This window comes from Achromobacter sp. RT286_PF, from assembly GCF_059760425.1.
This window is the reverse complement of the sequence record NZ_JCBAMR010000002.1, coordinates 192,820-205,434: the sequence shown is the minus strand read 5'-3', so window position 1 is coordinate 205,434 and position 12,615 is coordinate 192,820. Positions and strand designations below refer to the sequence as shown.

At 68.0% G+C, this 12,615-nt stretch carries 11 protein-coding genes; 2 read left to right on the top strand and 9 right to left on the bottom strand.

What is annotated here, in order from left to right; all coding sequences use genetic code 11:
- Positions 1 to 49: 49 nt before the first annotated feature.
- Genes AC6LJY_RS02805 through dsdA form a run of 3 tightly spaced genes read right to left on the bottom strand, consistent with a single transcriptional unit; the run spans position 50 to position 4,019 of the window.
- Entirely contained in the window at positions 50 to 1,612 is a 1,563-nt protein-coding gene (locus AC6LJY_RS02805) for an amidase (protein ID WP_498135245.1), read from the bottom strand.
- Positions 1,613 to 1,623: 11 nt separating this feature from the next.
- Entirely contained in the window at positions 1,624 to 2,610 is a 987-nt protein-coding gene (locus AC6LJY_RS02800) for a Bug family tripartite tricarboxylate transporter substrate binding protein (RefSeq protein WP_104142085.1), read from the bottom strand.
- A gap of 2 nt (positions 2,611 to 2,612) precedes the next feature.
- Positions 2,613 to 4,019, bottom strand: coding sequence for a D-serine ammonia-lyase (gene dsdA / locus AC6LJY_RS02795; protein ID WP_498135244.1), 1,407 nt, complete (start codon positions 4,017 to 4,019; stop codon positions 2,613 to 2,615).
- Positions 4,020 to 4,152: 133 nt separating this feature from the next.
- Here dsdA and AC6LJY_RS02790 point away from each other — a divergent pair, with 133 nt between their 5' ends.
- Positions 4,153 to 5,076 carry a LysR family transcriptional regulator gene (locus tag AC6LJY_RS02790; protein ID WP_319301333.1) on the top strand — a complete coding sequence of 308 codons (924 nt, stop codon included), beginning with the start codon at positions 4,153 to 4,155 and terminating at the stop codon, positions 5,074 to 5,076.
- Between the two features lie 78 nt (positions 5,077 to 5,154).
- On the opposite strand, the gene AC6LJY_RS02785 is transcribed toward AC6LJY_RS02790, so the two are convergent.
- The 4 genes from AC6LJY_RS02785 to AC6LJY_RS02770 form a co-directional block, all read right to left on the bottom strand.
- Positions 5,155 to 5,901: a hypothetical protein gene (locus AC6LJY_RS02785; RefSeq protein ID WP_498135243.1), complete on the bottom strand. Its 747-nt coding sequence runs from the start codon at positions 5,899 to 5,901 to the stop codon at positions 5,155 to 5,157.
- 132 nt (positions 5,902 to 6,033) lie between these two features.
- Positions 6,034 to 6,975 carry an NAD(P)-dependent oxidoreductase gene (locus tag AC6LJY_RS02780; RefSeq protein WP_498135331.1) on the bottom strand — a complete coding sequence of 314 codons (942 nt, stop codon included), beginning with the start codon at positions 6,973 to 6,975 and terminating at the stop codon, positions 6,034 to 6,036.
- A 2-nt stretch (positions 6,976 to 6,977) separates the two neighbouring features.
- Positions 6,978 to 7,661: an RraA family protein gene (locus AC6LJY_RS02775; RefSeq protein ID WP_498135242.1), complete on the bottom strand. Its 684-nt coding sequence runs from the start codon at positions 7,659 to 7,661 to the stop codon at positions 6,978 to 6,980.
- A 73-nt stretch (positions 7,662 to 7,734) separates the two neighbouring features.
- Positions 7,735 to 8,703, bottom strand: a complete 969-nt coding sequence (locus tag AC6LJY_RS02770) for a Bug family tripartite tricarboxylate transporter substrate binding protein (RefSeq protein WP_046803843.1) — start codon at positions 8,701 to 8,703, stop codon at positions 7,735 to 7,737.
- A 179-nt stretch (positions 8,704 to 8,882) separates the two neighbouring features.
- Here AC6LJY_RS02770 and AC6LJY_RS02765 point away from each other — a divergent pair, with 179 nt between their 5' ends.
- Positions 8,883 to 9,602, top strand: a complete 720-nt coding sequence (locus AC6LJY_RS02765; protein WP_240434178.1) for an IclR family transcriptional regulator — start codon at positions 8,883 to 8,885, stop codon at positions 9,600 to 9,602.
- A gap of 48 nt (positions 9,603 to 9,650) precedes the next feature.
- Here AC6LJY_RS02765 and AC6LJY_RS02760 read toward each other — a convergent pair whose 3' ends face one another.
- Both AC6LJY_RS02760 and AC6LJY_RS02755 read right to left on the bottom strand, forming a co-directional pair.
- The gene (locus AC6LJY_RS02760) at positions 9,651 to 11,093 is read right to left on the bottom strand and encodes a M81 family metallopeptidase (protein WP_498135241.1); all 1,443 of its coding nucleotides are present in this window, start codon (positions 11,091 to 11,093) and stop codon (positions 9,651 to 9,653) included.
- A gap of 29 nt (positions 11,094 to 11,122) precedes the next feature.
- Positions 11,123 to 12,370, bottom strand: coding sequence for a D-amino acid dehydrogenase (locus tag AC6LJY_RS02755; protein WP_498135240.1), 1,248 nt, complete (start codon positions 12,368 to 12,370; stop codon positions 11,123 to 11,125).
- Positions 12,371 to 12,615: the final 245 nt, after the last annotated feature.

Genomic DNA, 12,615 nt, shown 5'->3' with positions numbered 1-12,615 from the left:
CCGGAAACGCAAAGGGGCCGGTTGCCCGGCCCCTGCGTGACGCGTCGGCTTATACCGCCGACACGTTGCCCGTGGATTTTCCAGCGGGTTCGCCCGCCGCGGGTACGCCCGCCGTTGTGGCGGCCGCCGCATCCGGCGGCACGGTCACGATCGATGTCAGCGACGGGCTGGCGGGCTTCAATGCCGCCAGGTCCGGACGCGGACGTTGCAGTTCGGCGTTGCCGGCAAAGGCCTGCTCCATGCCTTGGGCTGCCGCCAGCACCTCGCGGTCGCCGCGAAAGCGCCCGACGATCTGCATGCCAAACGGCATGCCTTGGTGGTCCAGTCCGCAAGGCAGCGTCAGGGCGGGGTGCGTGGTCAACGTCACCACATACGTCAGCGCCAGCCAGCGATAGTAGTTTTCCTGGCGGCGGCCGTTGATGGATTCAGCGTACAGCTGCGTCCACGGAAACGGCGACACCGGCGTGGTGGGCGACAGGATCAGGTCGTAGTCGTCAAAGGCACGCTGGAAGCGCTTGATCAGGCGCGTCTGTTCGGCTTGCGCCCAGGCGCAATCCTTCAGGCTCATCGCGGCGCCCATCTCGAAGTTGGCGCGGCTGTTGGGGCCCAGGCTGTTGGGGTCTTTCTCGTAGGCGTCGCGCATGCCCGCCACGAAGGCCTCGGCGCGCAGCACGTCAAAGCAGCGATGGGCCTCGCCGAAGTCCAGCTCGATGGGGTCGCAGGCCGCGAACAGATGGCGCATGGCCGCGATCTTGGCGCGGAAGGTGGCGCGGATGCCGTCGTCCACCTCGCACTGGCCGAAGTCTTCGGTGTAGGCCACGCGCAGGCGGCCCAGGTCGGCCATGCCCGGCGTCAAGAATTGCAGCGGGTCCAGCGGATAGCTCAGCGGGTCACCGGCGTCGGGGCCGGCGCTGGCCGCCATTTGCAAACACGCGTCCGCCACCGTGCGGCCCATCGGGCCGACGACGGAGATCGGCGTCCAGCCCAGCAGCTTGCGCACGCTGGGCACCACGCCCGGCGAAGGGCGAAAGCCCACCACGCCGCACTTGGACGCCGGAATGCGCAGCGAGCCGCCCGTGTCCGACCCCGTGCAGACCGGGAACATGTCGCTGGCCAGCGCGGCGGCCGACCCGCCCGACGATCCGCCGGCATTCAGGTTGGGGTTGAACGGGTTACCGGTTGCGCCCCACACGGTGTTGCGCGAATTGGCGCCCGCGCCCATTTCCGGCACGTTCGTCTTGGCGGTGACGATGGCGCCGGCGCGGCGCAGGCGCGCCACCAGCGTCACGTCTTCGGTGGGGATGTGGTCGCGATAAATCTGCGACCCGAAGGTGGTCAACAGGCCGGCGGTGGGCTCCAGGTCTTTCACGCCCAGCGGCAGGCCGTGCAGCAGGCCCAGCGCGTCGCCTGCCATCACCGCTTGTTCGGCGGCGCGCGCTTCCAGGCGCGCGCGTTCGAACGCGGTGGCGGTGACGGCGTTGATGTACGGGTTGACCGCCTCGATACGCGCGATGCACGCGTCCAGCAATTCCACCGGCGAGAGCTGGCGCGCGCCGATCAGGCGCCGCAGCTCCACGGCCGACAGCGAGACGAGGGAATCGTCCAGGGTCATGAAAACTTCCTTCAATCGATTTTGATATTGGCGCGCTGCGCAACGTCGCGCATCTGCGGCAGTTCCTTCTGGATCAGCGCTTCGCCTTCGGCCGCGCTGGAGAACGCGGCTTCAAAGCCCTGCGCCTCCAGGCTCTTGCGCACGTCCGGCGATGCCACCGTGGCGCGCAAGGCGGTCTCAAGCTTGGTCTTCACGTCGGCGGGCAGCCCGCGCGGCGCGGTGAACATCAACCACGTGTCCATGGCCACCGACGGATAGCCCTGTTCGGCAAAGGTCGGCACGTCGGGCAGGAAGGCCGAACGCGTGGGGGCCGACACCGCCAGCACGCGCACCTTGCCCTGCTTGCTTTGCGGCAGCGCGGCCGCCACGGTGTCGACCGAGAACGGGATCTGGCCGCCGATCAGGTCGGTCATGGCGGGGGCGCTGCCCTTGTAGGGCACGTGAATCATCTTGATGCCGGCGGCCGACAGGAAGGCTTCGCCGACAAAATGCGCGGTGGTGCCGGCACCGAACGAACCGTAGGCCGGCGGCTCCTTGTCGCGCGCCTTGGCGTAGGCCACCAGTTCCTTCAGATCCTTGACCGGCACCTGCGGGTTGGCCAGCAGCGCCAGGCCGGTGCGGCCCACGATGCCCAGCGGTTCAAAGCTCTTGACCGGATCGTACGGAAGCTTGTTCTGGATGGCCGGGTTGACCGTGAAGGTGGTGCCCGAGCTGACCAGCAACGTGTAGCCATCGGGCGCGGCCTTGGCGACGAAGCCGGCACCGATTGCGGTGCCCGCGCCCGCGCGGTTTTCCACCACCACGGTCTGGCCCAATTCCTGGCCCAGCTTTTGCGCGATGACGCGGCCCAGCACGTCGGTGGCGCCGCCGGGCGGAAAGGGCACCACCAGCGTGACGGGGCGCGTGGGGTAGCCGGTCTGGGCGGCGGCCGGGGCAGAGGCGGCAAGGGTGCCCGCCAGGGTGACACCAAGGGCAATCAAGGCAGTCTTCATGGTCATGCTCAACGAGAGTGGTGGAGAGAAGGCGCTTGTGTCGGCGCCTGAGGGTCGGCCGCGAGTCGTTGCCCGCGGCTCAGGAATTGCTCATATTCTTCGGCCGGCACGAACAGCCCGCCCGTGGTCCAGGCCAGATGCGTGGCACGCGGCAGGTGCGGCAGCAAGCCGCGCTGGCGCAGCCAGTGTTGGCCCGCGACGCTGCCCAGCAAGTGGCGCGGGCCAGAAAAGCCCGCTGCCGCCGAGGGCTCGATGCGTAGGCCTTCGCTGTCATGCAGGCGCGCCAGGTCGCCGTAAAGCGTATCGTCCGCCACGGTGTAGACGCCGGCCAGCAGGTCGCCCACGGCGGCATACGCCAGGTCCGACGCGCGCGGCACGGCCAGGCCGTCGGCCTCGGTCTGGTTAGTCAGGCCGATGTCGTAGACCGACGGCGGCACCGGCAAGCCGGGCAGTTGGCCATTGCCGGCCATCATGCGCAGCAGAAAGCACGGCGACTGGACCGGCTCGGCAAAGAAGCAGTGCACGTGCGCGCCGAACAGCAACGACAAGCCAAAGGCGATGCCGCCCGGCGCGCCGCCCACGCCGCAAGGCAGGTAGACAAATAGCGGATGCTCGGCGTCGACCACGATGCCGGCTTGCGCCATCTGCTCGCGCAGCGCCAGCGCGGCTGCCGCATAACCCAGGAACAGCGAGGCCGAGCGTTCGTCGTCAACGAAGTAACCCTTGGGGTCGGCCTCGACCTGGCGGCGTCCGGCCGCCACGGCTTTTTCGTAATCGCCGGGGTGTTCCACCACCTCGACCCCGCGCGCGCGCAGCCGGGTTTTTTTCCATTCCTTGGCGTCCGCCGACATGTGCACGGCGGCCCGAAACCCCAGCGCCGATGCAATCACGCCAATGGACAAACCCAGGTTGCCGGTTGAGCCCACGGCTACCTGGTATTCAGAGAAACAGGCGCGGGCCTCCCGCGAGGCCAGCTTGATGAAGTTATCGCCGGGCGCGATCAGGCCGCGTTCCAGGGCCAGCTTTTCGGTGAATTCCAGCACTTCGTGGATGCCGCCGCGCGCCTTGATCGACCCCGCCACGGGCAACGCGTGATCCGCCTTGATCCACAACCGCCCCGACGCCTTGGGCAGGCCCAACGCGTCCTGCATGGCGGGGGTTTCCAGCAACGGCGATTCGATCACGCCGGCGGTGGCTTGCAGCTCTGGAAAGCGCTGCGCCAGTAACGGTGCGAAGCGCGTGAAGCGGTCCTGCGCGGCTTGCACATCGGCCAGGCTGAAGGGGGCAACGGTGGGCGCGGCGACGGGGGCGGCAACGGGGGCAAGCCCCACGGCCGGGCGAGTCCACAACACGGGCCGCGCCGCGCGCAACGCCTGCAAGGAAAGGGACGAAACAGAAGCGGGGGACGGGATCATGACTGCGCTTGCCTAAGGGGGGCGTCCAGAAGACGTCATCTAACGGTCACATCCTAGGCTCGCCCTTAACGTTGCCGCAATATGAATTGATAGAATTGTCTGTTGCGTTTTGCGCAAACCAAGGGCAAACCCGATGAACCCCCAGATTCTGCAAGAAATGGCCCTGCGCTACTTCCTGGAAGTGGCGCGCTGCGGCTCCGTCAGCGTGGCGGCCGAGCGGCTGGAAGTGGCGCCGTCGGCCGTCAGCCGCCAGATCGCCCGGCTGGAACGCGAGCTGGGCACTTTGCTGTTCGAGCGCCGCTCGCGTGGCATGGCGCTGAACGCGGCCGGCGAATTGTTGGCCGCGCACGCCAAGCGCGCGCAACAGGACGTGGACCGCGTGACCGGTGAAATCATGAGCCTGCGCGGCCTGCGTCAGGGGCTGGTGCGCGTCGTGTGCACCGAGGGTTTCGTGCACGACGTGGTGCCCGCCGCCATCGCGGAATTTCGCAAGCAATATGCAGGCATTCGTTTCACGCTGGATGTGTGCTCGCAGCGTGAAGTTCCTGTCCGGGTGCGCGACGGCGCGGCCGATATCGGCATCACGCTCAGCCTGACCTCACACCGAGACGTGCGCGTGGAATTGCGCATGCCCGCGCCGGTGCGCGCGGTGGTGGCGGCGGGCCATCCCTTGGCTGCGCAATCCGAAGTGTCGCTGGCGCAATTGATGGCGTATCCGCTGGCGTTGCCCGACGCCGATTCCACGCTGCGGCAGTTGATCGACATCAGTTGCAGCCGCCAGCAATTGCAGTGCGAGCCCGTGTTCTCCAGCCGCAGCGTCGATGCGCTGGTGGCGTTCGCGGGGGCGGGCGGCGGCGTGGCGTTCTGCGGGGAACTGGCAATCCGTTATCGGTTGCGCGGCAAGCAGGTGGTGGCCGTGCCGCTGCGCGACCGCGAAATGAACGAACGCCACTTCGAGGTCCAGACGCTGGCCGGACGCGTGCTGCCCGAGGCCGCCAAGGCGTTCATCGCCAGCCTGCGAGCGCAGCTGGAAGCGGAGGGCGGGGTGGTGGATTGATGCGCGGCGATTGATGTGCGGCGATTGATGCGCGGTGACCGCTGCGCCGTGATCAGTGCGCCGTGATCAGTGCGCGGATCAGCGTCGCACGCCATCCCGATACGCCACCGCCACCATCGCCGCCACCACGAACGTCATCACCGCGAACAGCACGACATACCCGGCGGTCCACAACAGCCCTGCGTTCGTGGCGTAGTGCAGATATTCCGTCAGCCCGCTGTGGGCAAAGCCGCCCAGGCTGACCAGCACGGCCAGGGCCAACACCAGCGGCCAGCGCGGATAAGGCATGGCGGCGCGGATACCTTGCAAGCTCGCGTCGCCCGTGACGGCGGTGCGCGGCAGGCTCAAGGCCAACACCGCCACGCAAAACAGCACCGGCAGCCACACCACCAGCACGGCCGGCACCAGTGCCGCCAGGAACTTGTTGGTGCCCGGCCCGTTCATCATCATGTAAAGCACATAAGGCAGGTCGCCCGTCGCGCGCGCCAGCACGGCCACGATCAGCACCAGCACGCTGAATACCATCAGGTGCCGCGCCTCGGCCGAACCGCCGCGCGTGGCGTCGGGGTTGGCGCCGCTGCCCAGCACCACGACACGATGCCAGGCGAACGTCACGCGCGCGAACGCGATCAGGTTGATCAGCGCCAGCAACAAATACAGCGCGCTACCGGTCCAGGCCAGCGTCGCGGCCAGGATGGCGAATGGCAGCGACAACAGAAAGGCCGCGAGCGACCACGGCGCGGCGGCCAGCATGGCCCGGCCCTGATGGCGGATGACGCTGGCCGTGGCAAAGAAGTATCGACGTGCTCCGAATGTTTGCGACAAGGCGGCGCCTGCTTGGAAACGAAGGGGGTTCGTTTATACCGCAGCTGGGGGCGGGCGGTGCGGCGCCGTCAAGGCGCCACGACGACGCGGTCCGGAGGGTATGAAGACGGCGCCGTGGGACGGCGCCGTGGCCTAAACCGCCGCCCCGCTGCGGGCCAAACCCGCCAGCACGTTGCGCGCCGCCGCCACGCCCATGTTCACGTAGGCCGCGCGGGTCACCCCGCCGATGTGCGGGCTGAGCAGGATGCGGGGCTCCTGTTGAAACGGGTGTCCCGCCGTCATGGGTTCGACGGCGAAGCTGTCCAGGCCCGCGGCCATCACCTGGCCGCTACGCACGGCGGCCAGCAGCGCCGCTTCGTCCACCAGGCCGCCCCGCGCGGTGTTCACCAGGATCACGCCGGGCCGGCACTGCGCCAGCGTGTCGGCGTTGACCAGATGATGGTTGTCGTCCGTCAGCGGGCAGTGCAACGACACGGCATCGCACTCCTGCCAGATGCGGGGCAACGCCACGCTCTGGATATAAGGCGGCAGGTCTTGCGCATAGGGATCGTGGCCAATGACACGCATGTTCATGCCGTGCGCCATCGCCGCAAAGCGCCGGCCGATGGCGCCCAGCCCGACCACGCCGACCGTCTTGCCGTCCAGCTCCACGCTTTTGTGCGTGGCCTTGTCCCAATGGCCCGCCCGCATGCGCGCATCCAGCGGCACCACCGATTTGGCGGCGGCAAGCAGCAGCGCCAGCGCGTGCTCGGCCACGGCCGCCGCGTTCGCGCCCGCCGCCGCCACGACCTCGATGCCGCGTTGCGCGGCGGCAGCCTTGTCGATGGTGTCGGTGCCGCTGCCGTGCTTGGAGATCACGCGCAAAGACGGCGCGGCGTCCATCGCGGCGGCGCCCACCTTGCTGTAGCGCACGATGATGGCCACCGGATCGTGCTGGCGGCACAGCGCCACGATGTCGTCTTCCGACGGCGCCTTGCCCGCGTAGACGATGTTGAACCCGTCCAGCAGCGCCAGGGCTTCGGTGGCCAGGTCGGCGGCGGTAACGACCAACGCCGGTTTAGGCGCAGCAGGCATGGTCACAGCGCCTCTCCTTCCTTCAGCACGCCGGCGCTGCGCAGCGCGGCCGTCAGCCAGGTGGCTGCGGTGTCGCCGGCCTGAATGGCGGCGATGCGGGCGGCTTCGTCGCGCACTTTCTTTTCCGCCGCGGGCAGCAAGCCTTCGATTTTTTCGCGCTCGACGACGACCACGCCGTCGGCATCGCCAATGATGAAGTCGCCGGGGTGGACCGTCACGCCGCCCACCGAGACGGGGTGGCCGATGCGGCCGGGCACGTTCTTGGTCGGGCCGTTGGGGTTGGCGCCGGCCGCGAATACCGGATACCCCATGTCGATGATTTCGGTGGTGTCGCGCGCCGCGCCATCGATCACCACGCCGGCGATGCCCAGCTGGCGGCAGGCGGTCATCATGATGGTGCCCATCAGCGCGGCGCTCAGGTCGCCCTTGCCGTCGATCACCAGCACGTCGCCGGGCCTGGCCAGCGAGATGGCCGCGTGAATCATCAGGTTGTCGCCGGGCCGCACCTCAACGGTGAAGGCGGTGCCGGCCAGCTTCATGCCGGGGTCCAGCGGCCGAATGCGGCCACTGAGCGCGCCGCGCCGGCCCGCCACATCGGCCAGGATGGCCGGCTGCAACGACGCGGCGCGGCGCACGATGTCGGCCGGGACGCGGGAAAAGTCTTTGATGATGTCGGGGTTTGCCATGGAAATTCCTGTCTGAAGAAGACGATGTTGGGTTCGGTTTTTTTGGCCGGGCGGTGCCTGCGCGGCCTGGGTCTCATTCGACGCGGGCGCCCGAGTCCTTCACGATCTTTCCCCAGCGGATGCGGTCGTCATGGATCAGCTTGGCGAATTGTTCAGGCGTGCTGGTCAGCACGCGCGCGCCTTGTTCCTGGTACTTCGTACTAAGGTCCTGCGCTTGCAGCGCCTTGTTGAATTCCGCGTTCAGACGCTGCACGATGTCCTGCGGCACGCCGGCCGGCGCGGCCAGGCCGAACCACGTCACGGCCTCGAAGCCGGGGTAGCCGCTTTCGGCAATGGTCGGCACGTCGGGCATGTCGGGCACGCGTTGCGCCGAGGTCACCGCCAGCGCGCGCATCTTGCCGTTGCGCACGTGGCCGATCAGCGTGGGCACCGACGACAGGTACATGTCGATCTGACCGCCGATCAGGTCGTTGGACGCCTGGGCGGCGCCCTTGTACGGCACGTGCGTCAGCTTGATGTCGGCGGCGTTCTGCAACTGCACGGCGGCCAGGTGGGCCACGGTGCCGTTGCCCGAGCTGGCGTAGTTCAGCGCCTCGGGTTTGGCGCGGGCCGCGGCGATCATGTCCTTGAACGATTTCAACGGCGAATTGGCCGGCACCACCAGCACGAGCGGCGCGTCGGCAATCAGGCCGATGGCGGACAGGTCGGTTTCCGGGTCGTAGGGCAGCTTGGCGTACAGCGTGGGGTTGATGGCCAGGTTGCTGGTCTGCCCCAGCACCAGCGAATAGCCGTCCGCCGCCGACTTCGCCACCGCGTCCACGCCGATATTGCCGCCGGACCCCGGGCGGTTTTCCGTGACGATGTTCCAGCCGGTGTTCTTTGCCACCTTCAGCGCGGCTTCGCGGGCCAGCACGTCGGTGCCGCCGCCCGGAGGGAAGGGCACGATCAGGCGGATGGGTTTGTCGGGGTAGCCCTGGGCGGCGCTGATGCCCGCCACGCAAACGAGCGCCAGGCCCGACAACACGCGCGCAATCACTTTCATGGTTTGTCTCCAGTCTTTGTTTTGATCCGCGCATTGTGCGAGCGTGTTCCGCCTAATACAATCCAGGTTCGCAGTACGGAACACGTTTCGTACGGCGGTTGATTTAAAAGACTGGGGGGCGAGGCTTGAACGACGACGGCAATGACGGCAAAGACCGCGAAGGCGGCGGCAGCGCAGGAATAGAAAATGACGCCGACGGCGCCGAAGACGGCGTGGTCGCCGTCCGGCGCGCCATGCGCATCCTGGAGGCCTTCGGTGTGGACGACGCCCACCTGACGCTGGCTGAACTCAGCCGCCGCACGGGCTGCCATCGGTCCACCGTGCTGCGCCTGGCGCGCACCCTGGCCATGGACGACTACCTGGCCCAGCGGCCGGACGGCACGTGGCGCCTGGCGCGCGCGGCCGGTTGGCTGGGCGCGTGCTACCAGGCCACGTTCAACGTGCAGGAATTGGTGCAGCCCGTGCTGCGCGAGCTGTCCGGCGCCACAGGGGAAAGCGCAACGTTCTATGTGCGCGAAGGCAATCAGCGGATTTGCATGGCGCGTGTCGAAGGCCCGAAGTCCATCCGCCACCACGTTCGGGTTGGCGCGGCGCTGCCCTTGAACCTGGGCAGCCCGGGCCGCGTGCTGCTGGCGTTTTCAGGCGAGGCGGGCGACGAGTACGAGGCCGTACGACGTGCCGGCTACATGATTTCGCTGGGCGAGCGCGACGCCGAAGTCTCCAGCATTTCGGCGCCGGTCTACGGCATCAACTGGACCCTGCTGGGCGCGATCTGCATCTCTGGCCCGATCTCGCGCTTGAACGAAGCGGTGCTGCTGGGCCATAAAGAAGCCATTCTTTCAACGGCCAGCCGGCTGTCGCGGTCGATGATGGGCGCGCGGCAAGGCGGCGCGGGTTAGGGCACGGGCTGGGCATCTCTGAGGCGGCAAACATCCGCGGGGCCAGCATCACCCGATCGGCCATTTGGGCAGCCGTATCTTGCGGTACGGCAGGCTGCGCCAGTCGGGGCTGGCCGAGCCGGGGGCGGCCACGTACACCACGGCGCGCGCCAAGGGCGCGTACTGCGCATGGAAGTGATGGGCCGACTTCACCACGATCAGCCGTTGCGCCGTCAGGTCGCATCCCAACTGCGTGAACAGGTCCGTGTGATAGGCCTGTGTGCGCAGTGACACCAATGCAATCAGGATGCCGTCGGCATCGACCAGCGCGCAGTCGCCCAGCGCGATGCGCGTGCCGGAATTGCCCGTCATGAACATATCGGCGTGGGTTGCCACAACGCGGCAACGCGCGTCCACGGGCGCGCCCGACAGCGGGCCGACCTTGCCGCCGATGCGCAGGTCCAGCTCGGCGCCCACGCCCGCATCGAAGGCGATGCGGGCGGCCACCGGGTCCCACATCGGTCCCAGCGCCGCGTTGCGGATGCCGCGTTCCCGCATGCGCGCCAGCAGATAGGTGGAGTCTCCGGCCGCGCCGCTGCCCGGGTTGTCGGACCGGTCGGCCAGCACAACGGGACCCTCGCCAAACGCCAAGGCTTCGTCCAGCGCTTCGTCCACGCCGCGGTACGGCACCATCAGTTGTTCGCGCATGCCGATCAGTTCGTCGGCAAGCGTGCGCGCCAGCGTCTGCGCGGCGGCGGCGTCGCCATCGGCATAGACCAGCACCTTGGTGCCCATCTCGGGCACGTCGCCCGTGGCGAAGCCTTGCGCGACCGACACCGACAGAATGCCGTCGCGCCCTTCCAGCGCCTTGATGCGGGCGACAAAACCGCGCGCCGGTTCGCGCGTGGTGTGCATCGGCACGACCATGTCGCAATCGACCAGCGCGGCAACGGGATGCTGCCGCCGCTGGTGGGCCGCGTGGCACAGGTCCACCAGTTCACAGGCGCGCTCGTAGACGTCAACGTGTGGATATTCCTTGAACAGCACCAGCACCGTCGCCTGCTCCACCATCAACGGCGTCAGGTGCGCGTGCGGGTCCAGCTCGGCGCCGACCGTTACGTCGGGGCCGACCAGCTCCCGCACACGGCGCAGGATGTCGCCTTCGCAATCGTCATAGCCGTCGGCCACCATCGCGCCATGCAGGCCCAGCAGCACCATGTCCACCGGCAAGGCCCCGCGCAGGTCAGCCAGCAGTTCGTCGCGCAATGTCTCGTAGGCGGCTCGCGTGGTGGTGCCGCCCGGTTGCGCCGAGGCCACCAGGCCCTCGATCACCGTCCAGCCCTGTTGCGCGGCGCGCTGTCGCGCGACCCACAGCGGCCCGCCGTAAAACGTCATGTGATCGGGGTGGGTGCCCGCGCGCAGATACTCGCGCGACGTGAACGCGGCCAGGCCGGTGGGCAAAGGGGAAAACGTGTTGGTCTCGGTGGCGAGAGCGCCGGTGAAGATACGCATGGGACGGCTCCTGGGGGCGCGCGCGGCGCCTACGGTTGAAAGGGCGCGGCGTTGATCGGCACGGGTTCGCCGTTCATTTGCGCGGTCAGCAAGGCGGCGCTGCCACAGGCAAGCGTGAACCCTAAAGCGCCCTGGCCGATGTTCAGCCACAGGTTGCCGGCCGCGCGGCTTTTGCCGATCAGCGGCTTGCTGGTCGGCGTGGCCGGCCGCACGCCCGCCCAGGCCTGCGCGCGCGACAGGTCCAGGCGCGGAAAAGCTTCCTTGACCTGATGCCGCAACGTCGCCATCCGCGACGCGTCAACCTCGCCATGCTTGGCGCCGATGTCGACCATGGCCGCAATGCGCAGCACATTGCCCAGGCGCGCGTAGACGATGCGCCGTTCGTAATCGGTCACGCTGATGGCGGGAATATCGGCGGTGTCCGCCGTGATCGGCACGCTCAGGCTATAGCCCTTCAAGGGATACAACGGCACGCGTTGGCCCAATGCCGCCAGCAGCGGCCGGCTGCCGATGCCCGAGGCCACCACGAACGCATCCGCTTGCAGGTCGCCGGCATCCGTCTGCGCCGCGACGATGCGGCCGCCTTCGCGCCGCAGCCGTTGCACGCGCGTGTTCATGTGGACGCTGACGTTGGCGTTGCGCCGCAGCCGCTGAAACAGGGTGTCGGTAAAGCGATGGCAGTCGGCGGTTTCTTCGCTGGGCGTGTAGACGGCGCCGGCAATGCGCGCACCCATGCCGGCCAGCGCCGGTTCCGCCGCCAGCGTTTCGTCGCGTGACAGCACGCGCTGGTCGGTGCCGTGAGCCGCCTGGTAACGCACCAGCGACGCGGCCTTGTCCAGTTGCCCGGCATCGCGGTACACAATCAGCTTTCCGGTTTTTGACAGGCCGAAATCCATGGGCGCCTCCGCCAGCATCGCGTGCAGCGTGTCGCGGCTGAGGTAGGACAGGGACAGCAATTGGGCGGTGGACGCGCGCGACACCGAGGCGCGGCACGCGCGCAAAAAGCCCGCCAGCCACAACCATTGCGAAACGTCGAAGCGATAGCGCAGGCGCAGCGGCGAATCGCGTCGGAACAGCCAGCCCGGCATGTCGGCCAACGCGCCCGGTCCCGCCAACGGCGCCACATAGCTATAGCTGAGCTGCCCGCCGTTGGCGAAGCTGCTGCCCAGCGCGGGCTCTGCCCGTTCGTCCACCAAAACCACCGCGTGTCCCGCCCGCGCCAACAGGTGCGCCGTCGTAACGCCGACCACGCCCGCCCCAATTACGCATACCCGCATGACTCGCCTCGTAGGTTCAGGTAGGGCACGATTCTGATCCGCGCACCGGGGCCGGGCAAATTCCAAATCGCGTCCCATCCATAACCTTGCGATATGTGCGCCCGCGCGGCGTTGCCGCCCTATCGTTTTCCCTAGCGGTGGTGCGCATCAACCTCGCTTTTTCTGCGTTTTCCCTGCGTTTTCAGGGCAAAAGCGCCCACACCATAACCTTGGGTTATCCATAGGCCCACGTTAGCTATTTGTGC

Bases quoted from the DNA above. Each gene is read 5' to 3' on its own strand.
- AC6LJY_RS02780 (WP_498135331.1), bottom strand. From the start codon at position 6,975: ATGCCTGCTGCGCCTAAACCGGCGTTGGTCGTTACCGCCGCCGACCTG.
- AC6LJY_RS02805 (WP_498135245.1), bottom strand. From the start codon at position 1,612: ATGACCCTGGACGATTCCCTCGTCTCGCTGTCGGCCGTGGAGCTGCGG.
- AC6LJY_RS02770 (WP_046803843.1), bottom strand. From the start codon at position 8,703: ATGAAAGTGATTGCGCGCGTGTTGTCGGGCCTGGCGCTCGTTTGCGTG.
- AC6LJY_RS02760 (WP_498135241.1), bottom strand. From the start codon at position 11,093: ATGCGTATCTTCACCGGCGCTCTCGCCACCGAGACCAACACGTTTTCC.
- AC6LJY_RS02800 (WP_104142085.1), bottom strand. From the start codon at position 2,610: ATGACCATGAAGACTGCCTTGATTGCCCTTGGTGTCACCCTGGCGGGC.
- AC6LJY_RS02775 (WP_498135242.1), bottom strand. From the start codon at position 7,661: ATGGCAAACCCCGACATCATCAAAGACTTTTCCCGCGTCCCGGCCGAC.
- dsdA (WP_498135244.1), bottom strand. From the start codon at position 4,019: ATGATCCCGTCCCCCGCTTCTGTTTCGTCCCTTTCCTTGCAGGCGTTG.
- AC6LJY_RS02790 (WP_319301333.1), top strand. From the start codon at position 4,153: ATGAACCCCCAGATTCTGCAAGAAATGGCCCTGCGCTACTTCCTGGAA.
- AC6LJY_RS02755 (WP_498135240.1), bottom strand. From the start codon at position 12,370: ATGCGGGTATGCGTAATTGGGGCGGGCGTGGTCGGCGTTACGACGGCG.